Origin of the sequence: Emticicia sp. C21 (assembly GCF_003418935.1) — a bacterium.
In the GTDB taxonomy this organism is placed as follows: domain Bacteria; phylum Bacteroidota; class Bacteroidia; order Cytophagales; family Spirosomataceae; genus Emticicia.
Genome location: NZ_QVMT01000001.1, coordinates 404,602 through 418,197 on the forward strand (window position 1 = coordinate 404,602; position 13,596 = coordinate 418,197).

The 13,596-nt window shown below is 38.2% G+C and carries 13 protein-coding genes; 6 read left to right on the top strand and 7 right to left on the bottom strand.

Annotation, left to right across the window (positions count from 1 at the left end; genetic code table 11):
* The first annotated feature begins 89 nt into the window (after positions 1-89).
* Positions 90-464, top strand: coding sequence for a VOC family protein (locus D0T08_RS01675; protein WP_116980826.1), 375 nt, complete (start codon positions 90-92; stop codon positions 462-464).
* A 57-nt stretch (positions 465-521) separates the two neighbouring features.
* Here the strand turns inward: D0T08_RS01675 and D0T08_RS01680 are convergent, their stop codons facing one another.
* Positions 522-2,000 (bottom strand): DUF1501 domain-containing protein, encoded by a 1,479-nt coding sequence (locus tag D0T08_RS01680; protein ID WP_116980827.1) that lies wholly within the window; start codon positions 1,998-2,000, stop codon positions 522-524.
* Between the two features lie 120 nt (positions 2,001-2,120).
* Between D0T08_RS01680 and tgt the strand changes: the two genes are divergently transcribed.
* Positions 2,121-3,251: a tRNA guanosine(34) transglycosylase Tgt gene (gene tgt / locus D0T08_RS01685; RefSeq protein WP_116980828.1), complete on the top strand. Its 1,131-nt coding sequence runs from the start codon at positions 2,121-2,123 to the stop codon at positions 3,249-3,251.
* A gap of 12 nt (positions 3,252-3,263) precedes the next feature.
* Here tgt and D0T08_RS01690 read toward each other — a convergent pair whose 3' ends face one another.
* Complete coding sequence (locus tag D0T08_RS01690) at positions 3,264-4,568, bottom strand: erythromycin esterase family protein (protein WP_116980829.1); 1,305 nt, start codon at positions 4,566-4,568, stop codon at positions 3,264-3,266.
* A gap of 143 nt (positions 4,569-4,711) precedes the next feature.
* Between D0T08_RS01690 and D0T08_RS01695 the strand changes: the two genes are divergently transcribed.
* Positions 4,712-6,586: a mucoidy inhibitor MuiA family protein gene (locus D0T08_RS01695; RefSeq protein ID WP_116980830.1), complete on the top strand. Its 1,875-nt coding sequence runs from the start codon at positions 4,712-4,714 to the stop codon at positions 6,584-6,586.
* A gap of 155 nt (positions 6,587-6,741) precedes the next feature.
* Here the strand turns inward: D0T08_RS01695 and D0T08_RS01700 are convergent, their stop codons facing one another.
* Positions 6,742-7,347 (bottom strand): DNA-3-methyladenine glycosylase, encoded by a 606-nt coding sequence (locus D0T08_RS01700; RefSeq protein ID WP_116980831.1) that lies wholly within the window; start codon positions 7,345-7,347, stop codon positions 6,742-6,744.
* A gap of 106 nt (positions 7,348-7,453) precedes the next feature.
* On the opposite strand from D0T08_RS01700, the gene D0T08_RS01705 reads away from it, so the two are divergent.
* Both D0T08_RS01705 and D0T08_RS01710 read left to right on the top strand, forming a co-directional pair.
* Positions 7,454-8,272 carry a phosphodiester glycosidase family protein gene (locus tag D0T08_RS01705; RefSeq protein WP_229238881.1) on the top strand — a complete coding sequence of 273 codons (819 nt, stop codon included), beginning with the start codon at positions 7,454-7,456 and terminating at the stop codon, positions 8,270-8,272.
* Between the two features lie 49 nt (positions 8,273-8,321).
* Positions 8,322-9,539, top strand: coding sequence for an NADH-quinone oxidoreductase subunit D (locus D0T08_RS01710; RefSeq protein WP_116980833.1), 1,218 nt, complete (start codon positions 8,322-8,324; stop codon positions 9,537-9,539).
* Here D0T08_RS01710 and D0T08_RS01715 read toward each other — a convergent pair.
* The 3 genes from D0T08_RS01715 to D0T08_RS01725 all read right to left on the bottom strand — a co-directional run bounded on the left by D0T08_RS01715 (position 9,517) and on the right by D0T08_RS01725 (position 12,539).
* The gene (locus D0T08_RS01715; RefSeq protein WP_116980834.1) at positions 9,517-10,701 is read right to left on the bottom strand and encodes a lycopene cyclase family protein; all 1,185 of its coding nucleotides are present in this window, start codon (positions 10,699-10,701) and stop codon (positions 9,517-9,519) included. The genes D0T08_RS01710 and D0T08_RS01715 overlap by 23 nt on opposite strands.
* A 54-nt stretch (positions 10,702-10,755) precedes the next feature.
* Entirely contained in the window at positions 10,756-11,631 is an 876-nt protein-coding gene (gene lipA / locus D0T08_RS01720) for a lipoyl synthase (protein WP_116980835.1), read from the bottom strand.
* Between the two features lie 89 nt (positions 11,632-11,720).
* Entirely contained in the window at positions 11,721-12,539 is an 819-nt protein-coding gene (locus D0T08_RS01725) for a hypothetical protein (protein WP_147322687.1), read from the bottom strand.
* 191 nt (positions 12,540-12,730) lie between these two features.
* Between D0T08_RS01725 and D0T08_RS01730 the strand changes: the two genes are divergently transcribed.
* A complete protein-coding gene (locus D0T08_RS01730; RefSeq protein ID WP_116980837.1) occupies positions 12,731-13,159 on the top strand; it encodes an OsmC family protein in 429 nt (142 codons plus the stop codon).
* 40 nt (positions 13,160-13,199) lie between these two features.
* Here the strand turns inward: D0T08_RS01730 and ytxJ are convergent, their stop codons facing one another.
* A complete protein-coding gene (gene ytxJ, locus D0T08_RS01735) occupies positions 13,200-13,538 on the bottom strand; it encodes a bacillithiol system redox-active protein YtxJ (RefSeq protein WP_116980838.1) in 339 nt (112 codons plus the stop codon).
* Positions 13,539-13,596: the final 58 nt, after the last annotated feature.

The following is a 13,596-nucleotide window of genomic DNA, read 5'->3' on the forward strand; positions in this document are numbered from 1 at the left end:
CGACCAAAAATGATAGCCCTATTCGCAAGATTTATTTAGCTTTGCCGTGTTAATTTTGTGTTATTAATTCTTGATTTTTCTTTTGCATTATGGATAATAAACTATCTATCAAGGCATTCAACCATGTGGCATTGCAGGTAAGCGATATTGACCGTAGTGCAGATTTTTATGCAAACGTACTTGACCTGCAGGAAATCCAGATTCCGGCTTTTGATTATCCTGTCAGATGGTTTAGTTTGGGTGCTAACCGTGAGCTACATCTCATTGGCAGAAAAGAAAATGGTGCCTCAACAGGCATAAGAGGGAATCATTTCTGTTTAGAAGTAACAGATATTCTGCAAGCCGAAATGTATATAAAGGATTTAGGTATAGATTATATGCCTATTAAACTTCGCCCTGATGGGGTCAAACAATTATTTTTGACTGACCCAGATGGGCATTATATTGAATTGTGTGAGATGTGATTAAAAATTAATTACCGTGCGGCGGCCGCTCATTCACCTAATCACTCAATTTTAAATCTAACTCAATATCGGCTTTATCACCTTCCCTGCCACATCTGTCAAGCGGAACGGACGGCCCTGGAAGAAATAAGTCAGTTTTTCGTGGTCAAAACCTAATAAATGTAAAATAGTCGCCTGTAAATCATGCACATGGGTGCGGTCTTTTACGCCATAATAGCCTAATGGATCGGTTTCTCCCAGACTCATGCCTTTTTTCAAGCCACCGCCCGCCATGAATACTGTAAAGGCATCTAAATGATGGTCACGGCCTTTGAAAGGTAAGGTTTGTCCGTCGCGGTTTTCCTGCATGGGCGTTCTTCCAAATTCTCCGCCCCACACTACAAGGGTTTCATCTAGCAAGCCACGCATTTTCAGGTCTTTTATTAAGCCTGTTACTGCACGGTCGGTTATCTGACAAAGATCTTTAAAGCCACCGTCTAATGATAGTCTTTGATCAGTTCCGTGTGCATCCCAACCCCAATGGAAAAGTTGCACAAATCGCACGCCGTTTTCAACCAATCTTCTAGCTAAAAGGCAATTATTAGCAAATGATGCATCTCCTACTTCTGCCCCATACATATTTCGTACCCACTCAGGTTCTTTGCTGATGTCCATTACTTCCGGTACAGACATCTGCATTCTGAATGCCATTTCGTATTGCGAGATACGGGTTAATATTTCAGGGTCTTGTACCTCTTCGTATTGTTGTCTGTTAATCTCATTAATGGCCTCGATGGTCTGCTTCCGGATATCGCGGCTCATTCCGTGAGGGTCTGATACATATAGCACCGGGTCTGCTCCTGTTCTGCATTGTACGCCTTGATAGATGGATGGTAAGAAGCCATTTCCCCAAACACTTTTCCCTGCATCAGGGCTTCTTCCTCCTGATGCCAATACGATAAAGCCCGGTAGATTCTGATTTTCTGTGCCTAAGCCATACATAGCCCATGAGCCCAGACTTGGACGGCCCAGACGAGGGCTTCCTGTGTGCATCAGTAATTGGGCAGGCGCATGGTTGAACTGGTCGGTATACATAGCTTTCAGGAAGGTCAAATCATCAGCTACTTCAGGCAGATAAGGCATAAAATCTGAAATATAAGCCCCTGATTGCCCACGCTGGCTAAATTGTGCCAATGGCCCCAGCATTTTAGGCACTCCTCTGATAAAGGCAAACTTTTTACCCTCTAAAAACTCTTGTGGACAGTCTCTGCCATCATATTTCTGTAATTCAGGCTTGTAGTCAAATAACTCTAATTGAGAAGGAGCTCCAGCCATGTGTATGTAGATTACCCGTTTTACCTTTGGCGCAAAATGTGGCGTTTTAGGTAAAGTAGGATCAGTCATTGCCTGATTCTCTCCTGATTTATTCGGAAAACACCCACCCATCAAAGAGCTTAAAGCAGCTACTCCTAATCCGGTAGTACAAGTATTCAGAAAATGCCGACGCGTCTGCAACATGTTTTCGGCATGAAGAAATTCTTTAATTAATTTTTCCATGAGGGCTTGAATAGAATCAAGACAAAGATAATAATTCTATTTCACAAACGTATGAATTTCTAACGTATTACAGCCTCATATAAAACTGCAAATAATCTGAATCTTTCGTATTTTTGCAGGATGAAATATGAATTACAAAAAACTGATAACGGTTCTAAAGCCAGAGCCGGTAAAATTACGACCGATCACGGCGAAATATTGACGCCTATTTTTATGCCTGTGGGCACGGCCGGAACCGTAAAAGCTGTTCATCAGAGAGAATTAGAAAACGATATTCATGCCCAGATAATTCTGGGTAATACTTACCATTTATACCTACGCCCGGGCTTGGATATTCTGGAACGCGCAGGTGGTTTACATAAATTTAATGGATGGAATAAGCCTATCCTGACAGATTCAGGTGGATATCAGGTTTTTTCATTAAAGGATATCCGGAAGATTTCGGAAGAGGGTGTAAAATTTCAATCGCATATTGATGGGTCAAGGCATTTGTTTACTCCGGAAAGTGTAATGGATATTCAGCGGGTAATTGGTGCTGACATTATTATGGCATTTGATGAGTGTGCTCCTTACCCTTGCGATTATAGCTATGCCAAAAAATCTATGGAAATGACACATCGTTGGCTAAAACGTTGTTGTGACCGTTTTGATAGTACCGAAGGGCTATATGGCTATTCGCAAACACTCTTCCCAATTGTACAAGGTAGTGTTTATAAAGATTTACGTATTCAATCTGCCGAATTTATTGCCGGACAAAACCGGGATGGCAATGCCATTGGTGGCTTAGCCGTTGGTGAGCCTGCCGAAAAGATGTATGAAACTATCGACTATGTGAATGATATTCTGCCACAAGACAAACCTCGCTATCTGATGGGTGTGGGTACACCTGAGAATATCCTTGAAAGCATAGCTTTAGGCATAGATATGTTTGATTGCGTAATGCCTACTCGCAATGCCCGTAATGGTATGCTTTTTACGACACAAGGCATCATCAATATCAGAAACGAGAAATGGAAGGATGATTATAGTCCGATTGATGAAAACCTAGGCGGATACACGAGTACATTCTATAGCAAAGCTTATTTACGCCACCTCGTAAAATGTGATGAAATATTAGCTGCTCAGGTGGCCAGTGTTCATAATCTTACTTTTTATCTATGGCTGGTAGGTCAGGCTCGTGAGCATATTCTAGCAGGAGATTTTGCTGAATGGAAGAAAGTGATGGTGAAAAAAGTGATGGAGCGGCTGTAATATAACAAAGGATTAATAGGGTTGTTTATTGAGCTCGCCTATAAAATAATCCCGTACTAGTTGATATGGTGTAGAATCTTTGATAAAAACAATTGCGTCGAAAGCATCTCCTATTAATCCTTTACAATTTATTAGTATTGAGGAGCGATAGTTAATCGTTCCAAAGGTCATTGTATGCGATGGTTGGTTTAAAAATTCTTTTGATGAACTATCACAAAGTAAAACTCCATATTTTGCCTTTGCTTGACAACCTATGATGGTACCCAACTTATTTTTATGTTGAGCAATTTTTGATGAACCCGAAAATCCTGCATAAAATCTTCCCTTCTGCACTTCTGTTCCTATACTCATATAATCGGTCTGATATTGTTTACTTAAGTATTCGCCAAAACTCGGAAACTTTCCGAATATCTCTGTATAAATTGTCTTTTTATTGATATGCATATTATGGGCTCTTATGATAACCTGTTTATCTTTTTTGCAGGTTTCTCTTAACCATTCTATATTCTCAAAAATAAATTTATCCCGCATTTTATATTTTAAATCATTATCAGACCAAAATGCCATTGAGTTGGGAAGAGTCTTTAGAACGCGCACCATCACATCCGTCTTCATATTCGTCGAATCTGAATTAACTCTGCTATTTTCAAGGATGCTTAGTAGTTGATTGGCACTGTCAGCAATAGTATTAATATTTATTTTAGCAGAATTAGGTAACTTCCTTAAATTCTTGTTTAATTCTTCTAAAATAGGAACTGCTTTATTTATCCCGTGATTCAGACAATGCTCTTTCAGAAAACTTATAATTTCCTCAGGTTGGTCTATATCGGTTCCAATTACCCATATTTTCTCTTTGAATGGCCTCTGTTTATTAAAATTTCTGATCCAGATATAAAGTGGCATCATATCCCTCTGCCTATACGCTGCATCTCTTGCTCTTATCTTCTTTTTTATCATTATATCGGCCACACTCCTTCTTTCATTTACTACATAGTCGTTAATTTTATAGGAGTCCAGCATTGATATTTCTCCCAGAACAATGCAATTAAAATGATGGAGTTTTACTAGTTGGGTGGCGATAAGATGTTGAAATTCCATTACCTCTTTTGTCCCATGAGTTACTTCCCCTATAGCCACAATTTTCTTGTTTCTGGCTTGCTCATAAATAACCGCTAATTCATTGTGGACATCTTTTTTTATAAGGATACTATCAGAAAGAGTTATAAAGGATTTTTTCGGTATTTTATAAGCAACATTTTGTTGTGCATAACAATACACCGCATTTAGAAAACAAAACAAAACTAAAATGCTACGCATATTTTGAAAGGTTTAATCACAGTGTTACGATATAGTAAAGATAGAAATTACCTAATCTAAACTTATGCGTATAAGAAAAAAAGTAGCCTAAATTTTATGGAATATTCAAAGACCCCGCATCAAACAGAAAAAGAACAATTCCTATGAAAAAAATCTTCTTACTCTGTTTGATTACACAATTGCTGTGGGCACAATCAACCATTATTCAATCAAAAATCGAAAGTGTAACTGTTTTCCTAAATGGCGCACAAGTTACCCGTTCGGCTTATGCCTCTCTACCTATTGGCAAAACTGAATTAGTCTTCAAGGGAATTTCTCCTCAGATTAACAAGCAAAGTATTCAGGTAAAAAGTGAAAGTAAATTTACTATTCTATCTGTAAATCATCAATTGGGCAGTCTTTTAGATAAAGCCATTCAGGAAGAAATTACTAAAATTGAAAATCAGAAACGACAGCTTGAAGACAAGATAAATTTAGAAAGAAACTACCTGCTGCTTTTCAAACGCGAAGAAGAAATGCTACTCAAAAATCAGGTTGTAGGCGGACAACAAGCAGGCATGAAAGTGACCGATTTAAAAGAAAGTGTAGAGTATCAACGCCAACGCATGCAGGAAGTATTGATGAAGAAATTAGAGTATGAAAAGAATATTCAGAGGCTTGAAGATGAGGTAAAAAAACTCAATCAGCAATTGACTGAAATCAACGCTAAAAAAGATGTGCAAATGTCTGAAATAGTTATTAAGGTTTTGGCAAAGGAAACTATCAATAATGCCCCTATCACAATCTCTTACTTTGTAAAAAACGCAGGTTGGACACCTACTTATGATTTCAGAGTTGAGAAACTTAATCAACCTATTAGCCTTGCTTATAAAGCCAATATATTTCAGTATTCTGGTGAAGACTGGAAAGAAGTAAAATTGAGTCTTTCAACGGCAAATCCTTATAAAAGTGGTACTGCGCCTGTACTGCAAAAATGGGTGGTTGGAGAAAAAAATGATTATAGTGATTATTATAACAATATTGTAAAAGGCGAAAATGAAAGCATAAACGCCAACCAATCAGAAGTATGGGGAAGGGTAACAACAAAATCTGACAAATTGGGGATACCAGGTGTCTCAATTACTCTGAAGGGAACAACTCTTGGTATAGCATCTGATGTTAATGGTAATTATAGACTTACTGTTCCACCTACACTATATAATAAACAATCTACATTAGTCTTTTCAGCTATTGGTTACCAAACTATAGAAAAAACTATTACTTCTAGCCGAACTGATGCAGTTCTGGATGAATCTGTTGCTCAATTGAACGAAGTAGTTGTGACAGGTTATGAAATAGGAGGTCTAACTTTGAAAAGCAATAGAGACTATAATAAAAGAACTATCCCGATAGATATTTCAGAAAGAGATGCTCCTACGAGTCAGGTATTTGATATTCTGGTTCCTTATACAATTCCATCTGATGGCAAGGTGTATACAGCAGAAATTAAAGAAGAAAGTATTCCGGCTATTTTTGAACATTTTTGTATTCCTAAAATCGATACTGATGTATTCTTACATGCACATATTATTGGTTGGGAGAAATACAAACTATTACAGGGAGAGGCAAATCTTTTTATCGACAATACTTTTCTGGGTAAATCTAAGCTGAATCTTTTCAATAAAGATACGTTGAGTCTATCATTCGGTCGCGATAAAAATGTAATTATTAGCCGAAATAAGCTTAAAAGCTATCAGAAAAAACAGTTGATTGGCTCTAATAAATCTGAGCAGTTTTCTTATGAAATTGTAGCCCGTAATACCAAAAATGAAGTTATTAATCTGCTTATTGAAGACCAGTTTCCTGTCTCTGAAAATAAAGAGGTGAATGTTGAAGATAAAGAGGCACCCGAAGCTGAAATTAATACCGAGACTGGTAAAATCAAGTGGAAGCTCAATCTGGCTCCTGCCATAGAATATAAGGTTTCTTTAAAATACACAATTAAATCTCCAAAATCTGGCTTTGTTACGGCTGAATGAGATTAGAAATAGACATAAATACAAGGCATCCCTATATTGCCTTAGCTCCAAATCCTCTTATCAATGCTTAGTTATCTTACAATCATTCTGATAAAGACAGTATTAAAAACATTTCTATGCGAAAAGAGACAGGGCAATGCCCTGTCTCTATCATTTTATGCAAATAATACACCCTGATTTTTCTCCAATTTACTTACAAACTTATTCCCTTTAATATAAAAACGATATAATAAATCTGCTCCCTGAGTAATACCAATTCGGGTGGTAGTAACTATCTCAAAATTTTCATCTTTGGGTGGAATGCAATAAAATTCATCTTCATAAACTGGCAAAAAATTGAACTCCGGAGTAATACCCATCGCTTTTACTAATTTAGCCGGGCCGCTACAAAGATTTTTCAATTGAGTGGTATTCCGTCTTTTTTGCATCAATTCTATCCCCTCAACTGGCTCCAGCGCTCGTACTAATACTGCTTCGCCTACTCCTTTATCACCACTGACAATATTGAAACAATGATACATGCCGTAGATAAGATACACATAAGATATACCGGCTCCCTCAAACATGGCGGCATTTCTGGCGCTTTTCTTCCGATAGGCGTGACAGGCTGGGTCGTTACTTAGATAGGCTTCTGTTTCAACGATGATACCTGAGGTGCGTCCTTCAGGGCTTTCATGTACCATTGTACAACCCAGCAGTTTTTTCGATAAGGTTACGGTATCATATTTTTCGTAAAATTCTTTGGGAAGGAAATTCGTCATCTGTACTTTTGAGGAAATATTAAAAATCTACATGTATAACAAAATCTTATGTCTTTTGTTGCTGACGCAAGTTTGCCTCGCCCAGCAGATAAAATCAAAAGACTCTATGACTGTCGCTTCTACTAACTGGAAAACACAGGATATTGGTTACCGTATTCTCTGGAAGAGTTATCATTTTAACCAAAAAGAATTGTTTGAAGGTAACCAGATGATTAATGTTCTGGAAACGCCTCTGAAAAACAGAAAGATAAAATTTCGCTTTGTTGCCGCTGACGAAAAGAAAGCTGATACTACTGCTATAAGGTTGCGATTGCCTACCAGTAAACTGGCTTTGCAAAGCCAGGCTATTGCTGCAGTAAACGCAGGTTTCTTTGATACGAAAAATGGCGGTGCAGTTGACTTCCTAAAAATTGATGGCAAGGTAACGGATTCTACCCGTGTAGTAAATGTACCAAGATTGCCTACTCATGCTATTTCGGCAGTGACCATTCATAAAAATAAAGTAAAGATTATTAAAGGTGAACATAGAAGTGGTTGGGAAAAGGAGTTGAAAGAAGATAATGTATTATTAACAGGTCCTTTGCTTTTACTTGATAACCAGAGACAGACTTTAGAGAAAAACGCTTTTAATGATAATCGTCATCCACGTACCTGTGCCTGTATCACTAACGATAAAAAGCTATTATTGGTTACCGTTGATGGTCGAAGCAGAGAGTCTTATGGTATGAGTCTGCCTGAACTAACCACCCTTGCCAAAGCGCTGAACTGCAAAGATGCCATTAATTTTGATGGTGGTGGTTCAACCACTATGTATATTCAGAACCAACCTGAGAATGGCGTTGTTAATTATCCATCAGACAATAAAATATTTGACCATGCCGGAGAGCGTTCAGTATGCAATATTTTTGTACTTTTGAAAAAGTAATGGCCTGAGCTGCGTTAATTTTTTTCGTTTAGATTATTATTCCCATTGTATTTTGAAGTCTGTCCAATATAAATATCGTCCTGAGTATCTCACTATATCAGAACCCAACAAGTACAAAGCCGAGAATCTGCAATCGGAAGAAATGATTCTGAATTTAGGGCCTCAGCACCCCTCTACTCATGGTGTTTTGCGTCTGGAAGTGGTTACTGATGGTGAGATTGTAGTAGATGTGATTCCACACTTAGGGTATCTGCACCGCTGCTTTGAAAAACATGCCCAAAGCCTGCCCTTTAATCAGACTATCCCTTATGTCGATCGTATGGATTATCTGGGGGCTATGAACTCAGAGCATGCCTGGGTGATGGGAATAGAGAAAATGTTGGGTATTGATAAAGAGATTCCAAAAAGAGTTGAATATATCCGTGTACTAGTAGCTGAGTTGAATCGCATTGCTTCACACTTTATAGCTATCGGTACTTATGCCCTTGATATTGGTGCTTATACCCCATTTCTATGGCTTTTCCGCGATCGTGAGCATATTATGCGTTTGCTGGAATGGACAACCGGAGCGCGTATGTTATATAATTATATCTGGGTTGGTGGGTTGTTTTATGATTTACCAGTAGGTTTTGAAGAGCGTTGTCAATCATTAATTGAATATCTGAAACCTAAATTGGTTGAATTACAGCAACTGGTAATTGAAAACCATATTTTCATTAACCGTACTGCCAATGTTGCCGTGCTTCCGCTACCCGTTGCTATTAACTATGGATGCACCGGACCTGTGCTGCGAGGCTCTGGCTTACGCTGGGATTTACGCAAAGTTGATGGGTATTCGGTATATCCTGAGATTGATTTTGATATACCAATCGGCAAAGGTGAAGCAGGTAAAGTAGGAGATTGCTGGGACAGAAATAATGTGCGTGTATTAGAATGCTTTGAGTCTATCCGAATTATTGAGCAGTGCTTAGAAAAACTGAATAAAGAACACAAACGTACTAAAGAATTTGACCCACAGGCTGTGGTGCCAAAAAAAATACGTCCGCCAAAGATGGATTTTTATACCCGTGCCGAGAGTACAAAGGGGGAGTTGGGTTTCTTTTTCCGAACTGATGGACGTTCGGACGTACCTGTGCGTGTAAAAGCCCGCGCCTGTTCGTTTAATAATCTATCGGTTTTACCTGAAATTGCCCGAGGAGGTATGATTGCTGACTTAATAGCCGCTATCGGTTCTATTGATATTGTTATGGGAGAAGTTGACCGCTAAGACTAGCTTTTATTTTTCTTATTATTACTGCCCCTACTGCTGCCAGAAATTTGGTTTTTGGAACGGTATTCATCAATTTGAGTTCTTCCCAAATATTGGTGTCGCCATCCAGAAAAGCGAAAACTCTTGCAGGTGGATTTTTACGATATAGGGTGGCAAAAATATCTGCCGCAGTATGGCGTTTTTGTTCGAGTACATTTAATAGAACACTGGCATAAAATCTAAAGCGTCCGTTAAACCAATTTTCTTTGGTTTTTGGTGATCCAGTTTTTTCTAAGGAGTCTACTAAACTTTTTAACTTACGTTGTGTATTCTGAAAGGTGTAACCTGTAGCTGCATTTGTATAACCACCAGACGTGCCGATTCTTATTACGTGCTCACTTGGAAATTCTTGCGTTGCTACATCGCTCATGGGTATTATGCCAAATTCTTTTTCTATGGTTTTGTAGTTTGTTAGCTGTAATTGTTCTGCAATGTATTTCTTCAACTCAGTATCATATTCTTCTTTAGGCAATAGCGTTTCACTGAAAAGTGTGTATTCTATTAATGCTGTATGTTCATCTAAAGGCAGGATATAAATAAACCGACAATCACCTTTTTGCTCAATATTGAAGTTCATCATAACAGGCAAAGAAGGATTAAAGCAAGGTTTTTCAGTATGAATTACGTAGCCTTTAAAGTGTTGCAGTAAGTTATGATTGTGTTTGAGGGTAAGGTTTAATTGATAGGTACTATCAAAAACGTATCTTCCTTTGAATTTCAGTCCACTTTGCATTTCTACTATTGCGCCTTCTTTATCCTCATTTATTCTTTCAGTTAAATCTTTTAGCCATTCTACTCCTTGATACTTTTTCAGTTCGTTAATCACAAAATTATAAAAGTCAATTCCTCTCAATAATTTATACTGATAGCCTCCCATATCCAAGTTTTGCGAGTTGCCTTCAACATCAATTAATTGAACTGCATCCCATTTACGAAAGAGAATATCTTCAAAGGGGTTGGGTGTTTTCTCCCAGAAAGCCCAGGTTCGGTCGTTGGTGTTTTTCTCTTTAGGTTCAATTATCAGTATAGACTTTTCATTCAGCCTACTTTTCTTTAAATAGTATGCTAAGGATAGTCCGGCCATACCGCCTCCGCAGATAATGTAGTCGTAATGTTTCATTAAACAAAAACCCCACAATTGCTTGTGAGGTTTATATTTTGATGTAATTAATCTCTAAACATGAACATGTCTTTCGGCATGGTAACTTGAACGAACCAATGGCCCTGACTCTACATACTTCAAGCCTCTTCTTAAACCTTCTTCTTTATACATGGCAAAGGTATCTGGGTGTATAAACTCTATTACCTCGTGGTGCATTTTTGTTGGTTGCAGATATTGACCTAAAGTCAGAATATCTAGACCGTTTTCTGCTAAATCATCCATAGCTTTGAATACCTCGTCTTTGGTTTCTCCCAAACCTAACATAATACCTGATTTAGTACGTTTACCATACTCTTTGGTTCTACGGGTTTGCTCTAAACTACGTGCATATTTGGCTTGAGGACGCACATTGCGGTATAAACGCTCAACGGTCTCCATATTATGCGAAACAACCTCTTGTCCGCCAGAAATCATTCGATAAAGTGCTTCCCAGTTACTTTTTGTATCCGGAATCAAGGTTTCAATAGTCGTCTGTGGAGATTGTGTCTTTACAGCTCTTACCGTCTGATACCAGACTTCAGCACCCTTATCTTTTAATTCATCACGATTTACTGAGGTAATTACGGCATGTTTAACTTGCATTAGCTGAATAGCTTCTGCCACACGGCGAGGTTCATCTGTGTCATATTCATTCGGGCGACCAGTAGCAACTGCGCAGAATGTACAACTACGTGTACAAACATTACCTAAAATCATAAAAGTAGCCGTACCCTCTCCCCAGCATTCGCCCATATTCGGGCAATTACCTGACTGGCAGATGGTGTGCAGCTTATGCTCATCAACTAAACTACGTACTTTTTTGAAATTTTCGCCAATAGGTAGCTTTACCCTCAACCAGTCCGGGCGGCGAGTTCGTTGTTCGGTACTTACAACGGGTGTGTCTATCATGTTTTTAAAAACTAAAGTGGTGGGCTAAAGCCCTAAGGAGTTACAAAAGTATGAGTTTTTCATACTTTGTAAAAACAATTTCTCACAGATTACGACTTAGCTTTCTTTTGTTTTTTATTGCCAAAATAGATAGTCAGATAACCTGCACTATAGAAACGCGAATTGGTAGTCAATTGGTTCGACATAATCTCAGGAGTTTTGCTGAAGAGCTCGGTAGTAATACCAATCTCAAAGCCTGTCAGATTATTTCCAAAAGTATTCATGTCGATATTTGCAGCTAATTTTACATGCACACCGGGGATCACTTTCATTCCAGAAAAGAAATCCTGCCAGATACCTGCTGAGCCCTGAATGCGATTGATTTCCTTATGAATATTCGGGTCAAACTGTACTACGTCTACAGCCCCCCGTCCGTTACGGTCATATTTGATATAATACGGTTTTTGAATTCCTAAAGATGGCCCTGCAGCCGCTATCACACTAATCCCGATGCCATCATCTCCATTTTTCTTAAAAAATACTACTTCTCTCCCATACTCGGGACGAAGTGAGAAGAAATAATTTCTTTTTCCGTAAATATAACGATTGGCAATACTAGTAGGCTCTGATTTCTCTTTTGGGTTCTTGATATTTACTGCTTCAAATGCGATATACTGATGAACAGGATTCCATTTATACGTGCCAATAGCCTTAGAGTGACGCACAACCAAACCACCCAACAAACCAGAATTAGTATTGGTGGTTAATCCATAAGCAAACATCTTGTAATCTTCCTTTTGTTTCTCTGTTTTCTTAGAGCTAGTCTGATTCGCCGGATTGGTCGGAGCAGGAGCTCTGGAAGATTTTCTTTGTGCAAAACTACTCGTAACTACAAGCAAAAGCACCATACTGAGTATACCTATTTTCACGGGCGAAATATTTATAGTCCTCCTATTACCGATATGAATAGCTAAAGATAGATTTTTTTTTATAAATAGCAACATTAAAAATAATTAAATTGTTAGGCAAATGCTAATTTTTTTGGAAATACTTATTTTCAACGTATTTTTGAGAGGTATTATTCAACATAATAGGATAATTTCTTTAAAATTTAATAAAAATGCCTACTTCAAAAATCATCTACCTTGGCGAGCTTCGCACGCAAGCTACTCATTCACAATCTGGTACAGAAATTATTACCGATGCCCCTACTGATAATCATGGCAAAGGTGAGGCTTTCTCTCCTACAGACCTTGCTGCAACCTCATTAGGAAGCTGTGCTATAACTGTAATGGGCATTGCTGCACGTAGAGACGAAATCGATTTTGCAGGTTCAGAGATAGAAGTAACCAAAGTGATGTCGGCAGAATTACCTCGCAGAATCGTAAAAATAGAAGTAAATTTTACGATGCAAACTCCTGAAGAACTGAATGAAGAAGTAAAGCAAAAGTATATACGTATTGCACATACCTGCCCGGTAGCTTTGAGCTTACACCCGGATGTAGTGCAGGTTTTCAATTTCAAATGGCATGTGGTCCAATCGGCTTAACATAAAAAGAGGGAAGTTGGCAGACTTCCCTCTTCGTTTATCAAGCCACCTGGCTTACAATCTCATCAAATCTGATTTCAAAATGCGAAGCATCGTAGGTGCATTCTCCATTCTGAATTAATAGTACCTGCGGCGACTCATGCTCTACGTTAAAGTCTTTTGCAATTTTATTAGAAATATTTCTGAATCTTATCAAATCTAAATAAAACGGTTCGATATTCTTTGCCTTATCTGCATCCCAGGCTCTCTCTATCCTACTTAAAGATGTTGCACTGATAGAACAACTGGTGCTATGTTTAAACACTAAAACGGGGCGTTCAAAAGATTTTTGTTTGATTTCTTCTATTTGTAATTCGTCGTTGATGGTATTCCAATTCATTGTTAGTCTACTTTTAATCTATCTCCTAAACCAAAAGGAATACATAAAAGTTTCGATA

Excerpts from the sequence above, each read along its gene's own strand:
- D0T08_RS01675 (WP_116980826.1), top strand. The coding sequence starts at position 90 with ATGGATAATAAACTATCTATCAAGGCATTCAACCATGTGGCATTGCAG.
- D0T08_RS01680 (WP_116980827.1), bottom strand. The coding sequence starts at position 2,000 with ATGGAAAAATTAATTAAAGAATTTCTTCATGCCGAAAACATGTTGCAG.
- tgt (WP_116980828.1), top strand. The coding sequence starts at position 2,121 with ATGAAATATGAATTACAAAAAACTGATAACGGTTCTAAAGCCAGAGCC.
- D0T08_RS01690 (WP_116980829.1), bottom strand. The coding sequence starts at position 4,568 with ATGCGTAGCATTTTAGTTTTGTTTTGTTTTCTAAATGCGGTGTATTGT.
- D0T08_RS01695 (WP_116980830.1), top strand. The coding sequence starts at position 4,712 with ATGAAAAAAATCTTCTTACTCTGTTTGATTACACAATTGCTGTGGGCA.
- D0T08_RS01700 (WP_116980831.1), bottom strand. The coding sequence starts at position 7,347 with ATGACGAATTTCCTTCCCAAAGAATTTTACGAAAAATATGATACCGTA.
- D0T08_RS01705 (WP_229238881.1), top strand. The coding sequence starts at position 7,454 with ATGACTGTCGCTTCTACTAACTGGAAAACACAGGATATTGGTTACCGT.
- D0T08_RS01715 (WP_116980834.1), bottom strand. The coding sequence starts at position 10,701 with ATGAAACATTACGACTACATTATCTGCGGAGGCGGTATGGCCGGACTA.
- lipA (WP_116980835.1), bottom strand. The coding sequence starts at position 11,631 with ATGATAGACACACCCGTTGTAAGTACCGAACAACGAACTCGCCGCCCG.
- D0T08_RS01730 (WP_116980837.1), top strand. The coding sequence starts at position 12,731 with ATGCCTACTTCAAAAATCATCTACCTTGGCGAGCTTCGCACGCAAGCT.
- ytxJ (WP_116980838.1), bottom strand. The coding sequence starts at position 13,538 with ATGAATTGGAATACCATCAACGACGAATTACAAATAGAAGAAATCAAA.